This window comes from Pontibacter beigongshangensis, assembly GCF_014332515.1.
In the GTDB taxonomy this organism is placed as follows: Bacteria; Bacteroidota; Bacteroidia; order Cytophagales; family Hymenobacteraceae; genus Pontibacter; species Pontibacter beigongshangensis.
Map to the genome: position 1 here is coordinate 44,873 of NZ_VFSD01000016.1, position 13,263 is coordinate 58,135.

Genomic DNA, 13,263 nt, shown 5'->3' on the forward strand with positions numbered 1-13,263 from the left:
TTCAATAATTCATAACCCGCCTGTGTAACCTTGATCAGAGAAGTTAGTAAGTGCAGGGGGCGGGCAGCCACACGAAAGGCTACAGCCTGATAAAACAAAACGAACTGCTAAGCCTGCTCCAATATCCATTTAATCCAATCAAAACATTTTGATTAAAAAAGTGAGCAGCAGGTGTAGTTAGTTTGCCATATTTTGATTATTATAGTGCAATAAAAAAGGATTTAACTTCTATTTTTATATTTGAATGCTTTATTTTTTCACATACAGAACATAAATCCATATAAATTTGCAATCTTAACTAAATGAAACTGATATGAAAATTGCTGTAGTTGGCACCGGATATGTGGGCTTGGTTACCGGAACCTGCTTTGCTGAGGTAGGTATTGATGTAACATGTATCGATATAGATACCAAAAAAATCGAGAATCTAAGGCAGGGCATACTTCCTATTTACGAGCCCGGGCTGGAAGAAATGGTGCTGCGCAATGCGCAGAAAGAGCGCCTGACTTTTTCCACTGATCTGGCCGCGAGCGTGCAGGGCTGCGACGTAGCCTTTATCGCCGTGGGAACCCCTCCGGGAGAAGACGGCAGCGCCGACCTGAAATATGTGCTGGCCGTAGCACGCAGCATCGGGCAGAACATAACCGACTACACCGTGGTAGTTACCAAGAGCACCGTGCCGGTGGGAACAGCCAAAAAGGTGCGCCAGGCCATAGAGCAGGAACTGGAGGTGCGCGGGGTAGATATTCCTTTTGATGTGGCCTCCAACCCGGAGTTCCTGAAGGAGGGCGCCGCCATCGAAGACTTCCTGAAACCAGACCGGATCGTGGTGGGGGTTTCTTCAGAAAGAGCAGAAGACATGATGACCAAGCTCTACAAGCCATTCCTGATGAACGGCCACCCGCTCATTTTCATGGATGTGCCCTCTGCCGAAATGACCAAATATGCCGCCAATGCCATGCTGGCCACCAAGATCAGTTTCATGAACGACATCGCCAACCTGTGCGAAATTATGGGTGCCGATGTAAACATGGTGCGCAAAGGCATTGGCAGCGATGCCCGCATCGGCAATAAGTTCATATATCCGGGTATCGGCTACGGCGGCTCCTGCTTCCCTAAGGATGTAAAGGCACTGGTAAAGACTGCTGCTGAGAACGGATATGAGATGCAGGTGCTGAAGGCGGTGGAGCAGGTGAACGAGAACCAGAAGTCGGTGCTGTTCAATAAAATCAACAAACACTTTGATGGCAACCTGGCCGGTAAGATATTTGCTATCTGGGGGCTCTCCTTTAAGCCGAAAACAGACGACATGCGCGAGGCGCCCTCGCTGGTGATTATTGAGAAGCTGCTGGAGCAGGGTGCCAGCGTGCGCGCCTACGACCCTGTAGCCATGAAAGAGGCCGAGCACACCCTCGGCGACAGCATTTACTATGGAAAAGACGAGTATGAGGCCCTGATTGATGCCGATGCCCTGTTGCTGGTAACAGAGTGGCCTGAGTTCAGAGCGCCTAATTTTAATGTGGTAGGCAAATTAATGAAAGATAAAGTAGTGTTTGATGGCCGTAATATTTACGATGCCTCCGAATTGCGTGAGAAGGGCTTCGTATATTATGGTATCGGTGTTAAACAGAACGTAGAGCAGGAAAACGCAGCAGTATAAATAGATATGTCAAGAAAACGTGTATTAGTTACAGGGGGCGCAGGCTTCCTGGGGTCCCACCTTTGCGACCGGTTGATTAAAGAAGATTACCATGTGATCGCCATGGATAACCTGATTACCGGGAATCTCAGCAACATAGAACATCTTTTTAAGCTCGAGAACTTCGAGTTTTATCACCACGATGTTTCCAAGTTTGTGCATGTTCCCGGAAAGCTGGATTACATTTTGCATTTTGCATCTCCGGCCAGCCCGATAGATTACCTCAAAATTCCGATCCAGACCCTGAAAGTAGGCTCTTTGGGTACACATAACCTGCTGGGCCTGGCCAGAAACAAAGGAGCCCGGATGCTAATTGCCTCTACGTCTGAGGTGTACGGCGACCCGCTGGTGCACCCACAGACAGAAGATTATTGGGGTAACGTAAACCCGGTTGGTCCACGCGGTTGCTACGACGAAGCCAAGCGCTTCCAGGAAGCCATGACCATGGCTTACCACATGCACCATGGCATCGAGACACGGATTGTGCGCATCTTTAACACCTATGGCCCCCGCATGCGCCTGAACGACGGCCGTGTATTGCCAGCCTTCCTGAGCCAGGCACTCAGAGGCGAGCCACTAAGCATTTTTGGAGACGGTTCACAGACCAGGTCGTTCTGCTATGTAGATGACCTGATTGAGGGCATATACCGCCTCTTGCTGAGTGACTACGTTTATCCGGTAAATATCGGTAACCCTTCGGAGATAACGATTAAGCAATTTGCTGAGGAAATCTGCAAGCTTACCGGTGTAGAACTAAAGTTAGAATACCAGCCCTTGCCAAAAGACGATCCGCAGAAGCGCCAGCCAGATATTACCAAAGCCAGAGAAATTCTGGGCTGGGAACCACAGGTGGGGCGTGCTGAAGGACTTAGGAGAACCCTGGAATATTTTAAAGAAAATATTCATGTTGCACCTAAAGAGGCGCGCAGCTTTTAATGATTTGAAACTTTGAAAAGGGGCTCAGAATTTAAATTCTGAGCCCCTTTTTATTATAATTCATCCTGCAGCAATATATCACGCAGGCGTTCGCCACTCTTCCCGTCAAATTTGTACAGCCAGTCTTCTGTGAATTTTGCCTTGTGGGGGAGTTGCTGCTGGTGGAGTTCGTCTATATGCTGCAGTGCCCACTCCAGATCCTGCATATTATAAAGAGGATAGGCCACACCTGCGTCTATAAAAGATTTTGATACGTCTAGCCTGCCTGCGGGGTGGTTTTCCAAGGTAAGTACCGTTGTATGTTTCATCGCGACTAAAGGCAAGAGGTAGGTTGAGAAAAAACCCATGACCAAACTAACTTTCGGGAGGAGCTTTAGCAGGTGATCATTATCAATAACTGTTGTGTTATAATACGAGGGCCAGAGGCCTTGCTCCCAAGGTGACTGTTCAGGATGGGGCTTTAGGTAAATGTGGTAATCTAGTCTAGCTGCCTGTTCTATAACTTGTTGTACCAGTTGTTTATAATAATGCCTGTTCCATCCAAATAGCTCACGATGTGCTAGTCCCTGATCTACAAAAAGGAGAGACTTTACTTCGGGTTGAGGGGCTGCGGTAACTGTAGCAAGCCTATCGAAATAAGGAATGCCTGTAAAGTATACTTTTTGCTGAGCTAACAGGTAATCGTAATGCTCGTGCACACTATGTGTTTTAGGACAAAAAGAAATATAAAAATCTGCAGTTCGGAGTGGGGTCTTTAGTTTCTTGAAAGTATCCAGATAGCTGTATTGACTTCTTATCTTGATAAATTCTCGTAAAAAGTCTGAAAATGGCTCCGGTAGCTCTCGTGCCGTGTTTCGTAGAAATATGTGGGCTCTTAACCTGGCAGAAAATTGCGAAAGTTTGTTCAGGAGTAAAGACATGCGAGCCGGCTTTTTCTGGTTTAGTATATGTTGTTCCAGCCTCACATTAATATTAATATCTCTGATGCCGTGGTCTAAATGATAAGTAGGTATTTTTAGTACCTTGCAGGTAAGTAAAAGCGCTAGCTGAAAGTATGACTCAATATAGAAGAAAATTACTTTAGATGGCGCTATTTGTTCGATCAACTGGAAAGTGTGCTTATAATTTCCCCAGAAAATGGCTTCTCCATAAGTTTGATAGTAATTATTGGTTATTTCTTTTGGGGATGCAAATTCTGCGAAATAAAACCTGAAATGACTTTTACATACCTGAAACAAGTCTAGATAATCAGCTCTATTAAAATTGCCAACAATCAGTAAAGTCGGTTTCTTCCCCATTTCTCAGATCAAAATTTTCAAGGTTGCCAGAAAAGCATGGACTTAAAGAAAAACAACGTTGCTATTATTGCACCAGCTATAGCTCGCGAAGGAATAACGATGCAAGTTACTACTCAACTAAATGCTTTACAACTTAACCACATTCATGTTTTCCTGATCATACTAGGCCCAGTTGATGAAAAAGTAATAGAAGAGCTTGAAATTCAGATACCCAATGAACGAAAGCTACTCCTAAACCTATCAACGTCATATCTGTCGGCAAGGGCTTTTTTTAATTCTTATAGCATTGTTTCTCCTATACTAAGGTTCATCAGGAAAAATAATATTGAAGCAGTAGTAGCACATGCGCCCTATGCTCATTTTATAATGAGGTTGGTAAAACTTGTTTCGTTACTTTCTGGAGTGAAATTTAAATTACTACAGTACTTTCATGGCATACAATATGTAGAGCATCCGGTAAACTCTGTTGCACGCTTTGGCATGAACAGCCTAAATCAAGTACTGGCACTTTGGCTTGATGATGCCCACATATCGGTGTCATACGCCGTAAAGCATGATATTGAGTCAAACCTGATCCGTCTCCGCAGGCATGAAGTTATCTATAATTCAGTATATGGAAGTAGTAAGCTATCATCAGAAAACCAAGTTGTTTGGGAAAGGATAAGTGCTCTTCTACAGAGCAAGCCAAATAGCTATAGGATAGTTTTGCCGAATAGGTTGCACCATAATAAGGGGCAGCGGTTTTTTATAGAAGTCTTGGCATTGTTTATTCAAGAAAACAAAGTTCTTCCTGCTGAACTGGCTGTATATATGGTTGGGGAAGGTCCTGGAAGAGCAGAAATAGAGGCTGCTATAGCCAATCATATACTACTACAGCCTTTTGTTACGCTTACTGGGGCATTGCCAAACCCGGTCCTAAGAAGAATGATAGAAGTTGCTGATTTGGTGGTAGTTCCTTCCTTTTTTGAAGGATTTTCTTTCTCAGCATTAGAAGCTTTACAAGCTGGCGCAGTCCTACTTACTTCTGATACAGGAGGGCTAAAAGAGGTCGTTCAGAATAAAGTTACAGGGTTTACCTTTAAAAATAAGTCTAGAAAAGATTGCTTGAAAGTTCTTTCTTTTATCTATTCGAACAAGAAGGCTGTTCTTATAGACAGAAATAAGATTATGAAAGACTTAAAAAACAGGTTTTCAGCAGAGACGCATGTTAGGCAATTGCTAGATTTGATAAACAGTTAAGGTATGTCGAAGCGACTTTTAGTATTATGCTATTGGGGCATGAATGATCCACTTACCCATGGTTCTATTCTTCCGCACCTCCGGATTATAGCTCAGTTGCCTAGTGTTGATATTGTGCTTTTCGCTACTATAGAGCGTGACCGGAAGCACGAGCTAGATGAGCGTGTACTTGACGGAATACGAAACGTGCGGCATATACCCTTGTTCAGTCAAAACATACCCATAAACCTGCTCAATAAGATTTATGACTTTTTACTATTTCCAAAGCTGTTGAAACAGGTGGTCCTAGATCATAATATTACTGATATTATAGCCTTTAGTACACCTGCAGCATCTTTGGTGCATTTGCTTACAAAACAGCTGAACCTTACCTACTATGTGGCTTTTTATGAACCTCATGCAGCTTATATGTTGGAAACAGGTATTTGGGGGAGATATGATCCAAGGTATATCTATCAGAAGAAGTGGGAAAAGGAGCAGGCAAGAGATGCAAAAGGTTTGTTAGCTGTTTCGGAGGCATTCAGGCAGGAAATAAGTAGCAATAGTTTGGCCCCTGCTAGCAAAATCAGAGTAGTTCGTAATGCAGTGGACATGACCAAATTTTTGTCCAATCCGGCTAAGAGAAGTAAGGTTAAATATAACTTAGGAATAGCTGCCGAAACTACAGTTGGTGTGTATGTGGGGAAATTTGGAGGGCTCTATTTTGAAGAGGATGCGTTTGCGATTTATCAGTCTTGCTTTGAACTGATATCTAACTTTAGTCTGCTAATTTTGACACCGCAGGAGCATGTGGTAATTTGTGAAAACACTCGAAGGACGAATTTAGATGAAAAGAAAATATTTGTGCTTACAGTGCCACATCAAGAAGTGCCGGATTACCTATCTGCCGCAGATTTTGCATTCGCCACCATAAAATCTTATCCCTCTGCCAGATACTGCTCCCCCGTCAAAATAGGCGAGTACTGGGCCAGCGGCCTGCCCGTGTTGCTGACAGAAGGCGTAGGCGATGACAGTGATATTATCAAAAATGAGGGAGGAGGAGCACTCTTTAACGTAGCAGTACCCGGAAGTGTGGAAAAGGCTATCCTCCAGATACAGGAAATTATAAATCAGCCCGGGCATCGGGAAGAGATAAGGAAGCTAGCCATCAAGTACCGGTCGCCGGACCGAATCAAAGAAGCGTATGAGTATTTCTTTGGTGCAAACAGGGAAGTGTCGTGAAGGTACTCTTTGTAGTGCCCTACCCTTTAGGCCAGGCCGCTTCCCAGCGCTTCCGGTTTGAGCAGTACCTGCCGCAGTTGGAGCAGAAGGGCGTTTTAATTCAAGTAATCCCGTTCTGGAGCAGCAGCAGCTGGCGTGTGCTTTACCAGAGGGGCAAAATCATTCAAAAAATTGGTGGGCTGCTGCAGGGCTTTCTCAAGAGGGGGCTGCTCATAACCCGTCTCCACCAGTACGATATTGTATTCATTCACCGCGAAGCCACCCCTGTAGGCCCGCCCTGGTTTGAGTGGCTGGTGGCAAAGGTGTGGAAAAAGAGAATCATATTCGATTTTGACGATGCCATCTGGCTACCTGACGCATCAGTTGGCAACACAATAGCTGCCCGGCTGAAGTGGCACCACAAAACGGCTGCTATCTGCAGTTGGAGCTATAGAGTGAGTTGTGGCAACAGCTATCTGCAGCAATACGCGCTGGCGTTCAATAAAGCTTCCGTGCTGATGCCCACCACCATCGATACCCGGCAGCAACACAAACGGCAGAAGCAACAAAGCAGCCAAACTGTTACAGTAGGCTGGACTGGCTCGCACTCCACGCTGCCTTACCTCCGGCTGGTGGAACCTGTGTTGCAGCAGCTGCAGCAGCAGTACCAGTTTGAGTTTGTTGTAATTGCCGATAAAGCTCCGGAGTTAAACCTGATCTCCTGCACGTATGTGCCCTGGCGTAAAGAAACGGAGGTAGAAGACCTGCTCCGGCTCAACATCGGCATTATGCCGCTCCCTGATACCGAGTGGGCGAAAGGGAAATGCGCTTTTAAAGCACTGCAATACATGGCGTTGGGCATCCCGGCTGTTGTGTCGGCGGTGGGGGCTAACAAGTCTGCTGTGGTGGATGGTATTACCGGTTTTTGTTGCAGCACGCCTGAGGAGTGGTACAAGCGGCTGGAGCAGCTAATACTTGATCCTGAGCTAAGGGCAAAGATGGGTGCGGCCGGACGGGCGCAGGTAGAGGAGCATTATTCGGTAACAGCCAATACCACCACCTTTCTGAGCCTGTTCTCCTAGATTTTTTTGTTCTCCTTTAGGAACGTGCGGGCCTCCTTGAAATTGGCAGACTTCTTTTCGCTGTTGTTGATCACGATCGTGTAGTAGCGCTTGGCCTCTTTCATGTCTTTCTCCTCTTTCGCAATTCTGGCCAGGTTTAAGAAAGAGCTTAGGTAGTAGCCAGAGTTCTTTTCGCCGGTTTGCTCCGTATATTTAATGACCTGGCGGTAATGCTGCTTCGCTTTGCTGAAGTCGCGGTACTTGTTATGATTTATGTAGGCAAGCACATAAGCGGCATAGCGACCGCTGATAGCCTCGTAACCAGGCATCTGGTTGTTCAACTTGTCAAGAATGTCAAGCGACACGCGCTCAGCCATTGTAAAGTGGCCCTGCACAAACAACAGGCGGGCATAGGTTCTGTGGAAGTAGGCATTGTCGGGGTATCGGGTAATCAGGTCCTGCGAAACCCGCAGCGCATCTGCCAGATTGCCTTCTTCGTTGGCATAAATCCGCATCAGAAAGAACTTGGCCTCTGTGGCCGTGTAAAAGCCGTTGTTGGCCACGTGGCTGAGCTGCTTCACCCCCAGGCGCTTGTCGCCACTCGGGAAAAAGGCGAGCACCGGGCGCAGCAGCTTGTAGTTTTCATGAATCCAGATGGAGTAGTAATTAAAGAGCGCCTCACCGAACAGGAACTCAGGGCTCAGGCCGTTGCCGGACTTGGCTTTTTCCATGAACTCCAGCGCGCGTTTGCTGGCCACGGTTGCTTTGCGCCAGTTGCTGCGCTCCGAATGGAGGCGTGCCTCAAAGCCATGGGCCGCTGCCAGAAAAAAGGCCGCCTCAAAATTTTTGTTGTCCTGGTTGTACAGCACATTTGCTTTCTGAACGGTGCTGTCCATGTAAGCAAAGAAAAGGTCATCATACTGGGTGGTCTGAATGTTGGTGGGCACGATCTTCCACCAGTTGCTTAGCCCCAACAGGAAGTACGCCATCGGGTGCTCCGGGTAGCGGCGGCGCAGCGACTTAAACTGCTTCTCGGCACGTTCATACTTAAAATTATACATGTTGTCCACTGCGCCTTCCAGCTCATACTGGATGTCCTTGTTTATCAGAAGCATCCCCTTTACATTTCCTTCCGGCAGCACCTCCACCTCCGAAAAATCGTATTCCGGCATGGCGACGGAGTCGGTCAGGGTCGTATCTGCTTGAGGCGCCTGCTCCTGGGCAGAGGCAAAAAGCGGGAAAAGGATGCTAGCAGCAACAATTAGAAATCTCTTCATGAAATAAGATACTATGCAGGGTTTTCAGCAAAACTGCCTCTCAGATACCGAAAGGATAAAAGTAACAACAATTATGCTAAATTTGAATGACAACTATCAGAAATTAAAATGAAACTCCTGGAACAACTGTGTAAAATACATGCGCCGGCAGGCAACGAAAGATTGCTGTCTGACTTCTTGTTTAACTATATAGAGAAACATAAAGTTCAGTGGAAAGCAAATCCTGTGGTGCTGAGCGGGCATGAATTTCAGGATTGTATCCTGCTGGTTTTCGGGGAGCCCCGAACAGCCATTTTTGCACACATGGATTCCATCGGCTTCACGGTGCGGTATGGCCACCAACTTGTGCCCATCGGCAGTCCTGACATCAAAAACGGCTATAAGCTGGTGGGGGAGGATGCGCTGGGACCCATTGCATGCACCCTTGCCTACGATGCCGAAGAAGGCGACCTGACCTACGAGTTTGAGCGGGAAATAGAACGCGGCACGGAGCTGACTTTTAAATGCGACTTCCGGGAGACAGAGGAGGCGGTGCAGTCCTGCTACCTCGATAACCGCCTGGGCATATGGAGTGCCCTGCAGGTAGCAGAGACCTTGGAGAATGGCATTATTGCCTTCAGTTGCTGGGAGGAGCATGGCGGTGGCTCTGTATCCTACCTCTCGCGTTATATTTATGAGCAGTACGGGGTGCGGCAGGGGCTGATATCAGACATTACCTGGGTAACGGAAGGGGTGCAGGCAGGCAAAGGTGTAGCCATCTCCTTGCGCGACAGCCTGATTCCCAGGAGGTCGTATGTGCAGCGGATTATTTCCATAGCCAAGGAGGCCGGCGTGCCTTATCAACTGGAGGTAGAGGGCGCCGGAGGCAGCGATGCCAAGGAGCTGCAGCGCAGCCACTACCCCTGGGATTGGTGCTTTGTGGGTGCCCCCGAAGACAATGTGCACACCCCCAACGAGATTGTGCATAAAGCCGACATAGCCAGCATGGTAGCCTTGTACAGGGCACTGATGGAGAAGCTGTAAGCAGCAGTAGTGCCTCTGAAGGACTGTTTTTATTCGAATAATTGCTGGTAACTGATTATTGGGTGTTGAATGGTTGATGAGGGAATTTGAACAGGAACCACAAAACACATTGCAATACTCAACTCTTAATTTCAGAAGCGCTCTGTGTGCTGCATCCTGTGTTCATTTCACCAGCAGCTGAAAGCTCTGGAGGGGCATTTTCATTAGAATAATTTGGGGAGCAGCGGCAATAGCAACGGGTTGCTGTGTTTTATTCGTCCATTAAAATTCAGTTCGGAGTAGCATGCAGTAAAAAATTTGATATTGTCTATATAAACTATTGTGCATCAGAGGATAATGACTTAAATTGTGCAATTGATAAATACTGGCTTTGAGTTGGAATCTAAAATAAGTTATACTTCTGAGGTGCTTCAGAATATGCTTTCCCTGATCCTGCTGTGCAATCTCGCAACGCCCTTTTCCAGAACAGATTGCAGGAAATAAATTGGTAAAGATTAATGCTAATATTCGTTAGGATATTTCAGTACAAAACCTTTTCTTTAAAGAGTGCATTTTACAATACTAAACCCTACACTTTTTATATGGAAAATATCCTTTACGCAATTCCCGGTTTCGGATTAGCTGCTCTATTATACACCTGGTTCAGGTCGGCCTGGGTCACGAAACAACCTGCCGGCAACGAGCGCATGAGCACTATTGCCAGGCACATCGCTGATGGCGCCATGGCTTTTCTCAGGGCAGAATATAAAGTGATGTTCTACTTTGCTGTTATAGCATCGCTCTTCCTTTTCTATTTGGGTTATTCCAGCGAGCGCTCGCATTGGCTGATTGTGGTGTCCTTCCTGATCGGGGCATTCCTGTCGGCGCTGGCCGGTTTTATAGGCATGCGCATTGCCACCAAAGCCAACGTGCGTACCGCCGAGGCTGCCCGTACCAGCCTTTCGAAAGCACTGGAAGTTTCGTTTGCAGGCGGAACCGTCATGGGAATGGGCGTGGCTGGTCTGGCAGTGCTGGGACTGGGTTCCCTGTTTATCGTGTTTTACTACCTGTTTGTGCACAGCATCGGAGCCGATGTAAACGGTCTGGAAATGGAACGGGCCCTAGAGGTGCTGACCGGTTTCTCGCTTGGCGCTGAAAGTATTGCCCTTTTTGCCCGTGTAGGCGGCGGTATTTATACCAAAGCAGCCGATGTGGGCGCTGACCTGGTAGGTAAGGTAGAGGCAGGCATCCCCGAAGACGATCCGCGTAACCCCGCCACTATCGCCGACAATGTGGGCGATAACGTGGGGGACGTGGCCGGTATGGGAGCCGACTTATTCGGTTCTTATGTGGCCACTATTCTGGCAACCATGGTGCTGGGGCGTGAAGTGGAGGTAGCGGATAACTTCGGAGGGTTGTCGCCGGTAATTCTCCCTATGCTCATCGCAGGCCTGGGTATTATTTTCTCCCTTATCGGGATGGCCTTTGTGCGGGTAAAAGAAGGCGGTAACGTACAGGCTGCCCTTAACTTAGGCAACTGGATATCTGTTGTCCTGACGGCCATCGGATCCTATGTGGCCATACACTGGCTCCTACCAGAGAACCTGTCGCTCCGCAATTTCGAGTTTACAGCCAACGGTGTGTTTCTGGCCGTGTTGGTGGGGCTGGTGGTTGGGTCGCTTATGAGTATCATCACCGAGTATTATACGGCAATGGGCAAAGGCCCGGTAAACTCTATTGTGCAGCAGTCCTCTACGGGACATGCCACGAACATTATTGCCGGCCTGGCCGTGGGCATGCACTCTACCGTGTTGCCCATTATTGTGCTGGCAGCTGGCATCGTGCTTTCTTATGCCGCTGCCGGATTGTATGGCGTGGCAATTGCGGCAGCCGGCATGATGGCGACCACCGCCATGCAGCTGGCCATAGATGCCTTCGGGCCGATAGCCGACAATGCCGGAGGTATAGCCGAGATGAGCGAACTGCCGAAAGAAGTGCGCGGCCGCACCGATATCCTGGATGCGGTGGGCAATACCACCGCCGCCACCGGAAAGGGCTTCGCCATTGCCTCTGCGGCTCTTACCTCGCTGGCCTTGTTTGCCGCCTTTGTGGGCATAGCCGGTATTTCCAGCATAGACCTGTACAAGGCGCCTGTTTTGGCCGGCTTGTTTATAGGAGCCATGATTCCGTTTATTTTCTCAGCACTTGCCATAGCGGCCGTAGGTAGAGCGGCCATGGCCATGGTACATGAGGTGCGCCGGCAGTTCCGCGAAATTCCGGGCATTATGGAAGGAACAGGCATGCCGGAGTACGATAAATGTGTGGCCATCTCCACCAAGGCAGCCATCCGCGAAATGATGTTGCCGGGAGCCATTGCCCTGATCGTGCCGGTCATAGTTGGCTTTGGCTTCAAGGGCGTATTTGAAGACACCTCCTCTCCTGAAATACTGGGCGGACTGCTGGCCGGTGTAACGGTGTCGGGAGTGCTGATGGCTATGTTCCAGTCTAATGCCGGGGGAGCCTGGGACAATGCCAAAAAATCGTTTGAGCAGGGCGTGGAGATAAACGGCAAAATGGAGTACAAAGGCTCCGATGCACATAAAGCTTCTGTAACCGGCGATACCGTGGGCGATCCTTTCAAAGATACCTCCGGCCCATCTATGAATATCCTAATCAAGCTCATGTCCATTGTCTCGCTGGTAATCGCCCCGCATATCGCGCTTGAGCAGGCGCCGCCAGTGCCGGAGCGCCCCATCGAGATAAACATGGACACCAAACAGGAGGCGCCTCTTACAACAGCTGATCAGGTGCGGACTGCCAACACAGTACTTGCCTACAGCCAGTCGGCACAGTAAGCATACCTTTTGAGTAATAATAAGCCTGACTTTTAAGTTGGGCTTATTTTTTATTTATACTTACCTTTGTTCAGTCTAATAATTTCATGCCCATGGAGCCCCGTAAAGTAACCTTACACGATTGCCAGTTCAGCACTTATATTTTTGAGGAGGAGATAATTGCCCGGATACAGATGCTGGCCGATCAGATTAATCAGGATTATGAAGGGAAGAACCCGCTGTTCCTGGCCGTATTGAACGGGTCGTTTATGTTTGCCTCAGACCTGCTGAAACGGGTAACGGTGCCCTGCGAGATTGCTTTTGTGCGCCTCTCCTCGTACCAGGATATGCAGAGCACCGGCAAGGTAAAAGAGGTGTTGGGGCTGGTAGAAGACATTAAAGGGCGCCATGTCATAATATTAGAAGACATTGTAGACACCGGGCACACCCTGCAGCTTCTGGAGCAGCAGCTTCTGGAGAAGCAGCCTGCCTCGCTGGAGGTGGCGGCGCTGCTAGTCAAGCCCGAATGCCTGCAATACCCCCTGGAACTCAAATACGTCGCGAAAAATATTCCAAACGATTTTGTGGTAGGGTATGGGCTCGATTATAACGGAACAGGTAGAAACCTGCGCGATATTTACAAGATCGTGTCCTGACCGCAGCCCGCAGAACTTCTGCATCAGAGGCAATAAATAACATTTTTTGTGAAGGTTGTCT

At 48.0% G+C, this 13,263-nt stretch carries 10 protein-coding genes; 8 read left to right on the plus strand and 2 right to left on the minus strand.

The window, feature by feature from the left end; translation table 11 throughout:
• The first annotated feature begins 313 nt into the window (after window positions 1-313).
• Window positions 314-1,660: a UDP-glucose dehydrogenase family protein gene (locus FJM74_RS13745; RefSeq protein ID WP_187263192.1), complete on the plus strand. Its 1,347-nt coding sequence runs from the start codon at window positions 314-316 to the stop codon at window positions 1,658-1,660.
• Between the two features lie 6 nt (window positions 1,661-1,666).
• Window positions 1,667-2,635 carry a UDP-glucuronic acid decarboxylase family protein gene (locus FJM74_RS13750; RefSeq protein WP_187263193.1) on the plus strand — a complete coding sequence of 323 codons (969 nt, stop codon included), beginning with the start codon at window positions 1,667-1,669 and terminating at the stop codon, window positions 2,633-2,635.
• A 53-nt stretch (window positions 2,636-2,688) separates the two neighbouring features.
• Here FJM74_RS13750 and FJM74_RS13755 read toward each other — a convergent pair whose 3' ends face one another.
• Window positions 2,689-3,933, minus strand: coding sequence for a polysialyltransferase family glycosyltransferase (locus FJM74_RS13755; protein WP_187263194.1), 1,245 nt, complete (start codon window positions 3,931-3,933; stop codon window positions 2,689-2,691).
• A gap of 36 nt (window positions 3,934-3,969) precedes the next feature.
• Here FJM74_RS13755 and FJM74_RS13760 point away from each other — a divergent pair, with 36 nt between their 5' ends.
• Genes FJM74_RS13760 through FJM74_RS22680 form a run of 3 tightly spaced genes read left to right on the plus strand, consistent with a single transcriptional unit; the run spans window position 3,970 to window position 7,454 of the window.
• Window positions 3,970-5,172, plus strand: coding sequence for a glycosyltransferase family 4 protein (locus tag FJM74_RS13760; protein WP_187263195.1), 1,203 nt, complete (start codon window positions 3,970-3,972; stop codon window positions 5,170-5,172).
• A gap of 3 nt (window positions 5,173-5,175) precedes the next feature.
• A complete protein-coding gene (locus tag FJM74_RS13765; RefSeq protein ID WP_187263196.1) occupies window positions 5,176-6,393 on the plus strand; it encodes a glycosyltransferase in 1,218 nt (405 codons plus the stop codon).
• Window positions 6,390-7,454 (plus strand): glycosyltransferase family 4 protein, encoded by a 1,065-nt coding sequence (locus FJM74_RS22680; protein ID WP_187263197.1) that lies wholly within the window; start codon window positions 6,390-6,392, stop codon window positions 7,452-7,454. The genes FJM74_RS13765 and FJM74_RS22680 overlap by 4 nt, the downstream gene beginning before the upstream one ends.
• Here the strand turns inward: FJM74_RS22680 and FJM74_RS13775 are convergent.
• Window positions 7,451-8,710 carry a tetratricopeptide repeat protein gene (locus tag FJM74_RS13775; RefSeq protein ID WP_187263198.1) on the minus strand — a complete coding sequence of 420 codons (1,260 nt, stop codon included), beginning with the start codon at window positions 8,708-8,710 and terminating at the stop codon, window positions 7,451-7,453. The genes FJM74_RS22680 and FJM74_RS13775 overlap by 4 nt on opposite strands.
• 108 nt (window positions 8,711-8,818) lie before the next feature.
• On the opposite strand from FJM74_RS13775, the gene FJM74_RS13780 reads away from it, so the two are divergent.
• The 3 genes from FJM74_RS13780 to hpt all read left to right on the plus strand — a co-directional run bounded on the left by FJM74_RS13780 (window position 8,819) and on the right by hpt (window position 13,202).
• Window positions 8,819-9,733 carry a M20/M25/M40 family metallo-hydrolase gene (locus FJM74_RS13780; RefSeq protein ID WP_187263199.1) on the plus strand — a complete coding sequence of 305 codons (915 nt, stop codon included), beginning with the start codon at window positions 8,819-8,821 and terminating at the stop codon, window positions 9,731-9,733.
• A 581-nt stretch (window positions 9,734-10,314) separates the two neighbouring features.
• On the plus strand, window positions 10,315-12,567 hold the full coding sequence (locus FJM74_RS13785) for a sodium-translocating pyrophosphatase (protein WP_187263200.1): 2,253 nt from the start codon (window positions 10,315-10,317) through the stop codon (window positions 12,565-12,567).
• A gap of 92 nt (window positions 12,568-12,659) precedes the next feature.
• The gene (gene hpt, locus FJM74_RS13790; protein WP_187263201.1) at window positions 12,660-13,202 is read left to right on the plus strand and encodes a hypoxanthine phosphoribosyltransferase; all 543 of its coding nucleotides are present in this window, start codon (window positions 12,660-12,662) and stop codon (window positions 13,200-13,202) included.
• Window positions 13,203-13,263: the final 61 nt, after the last annotated feature.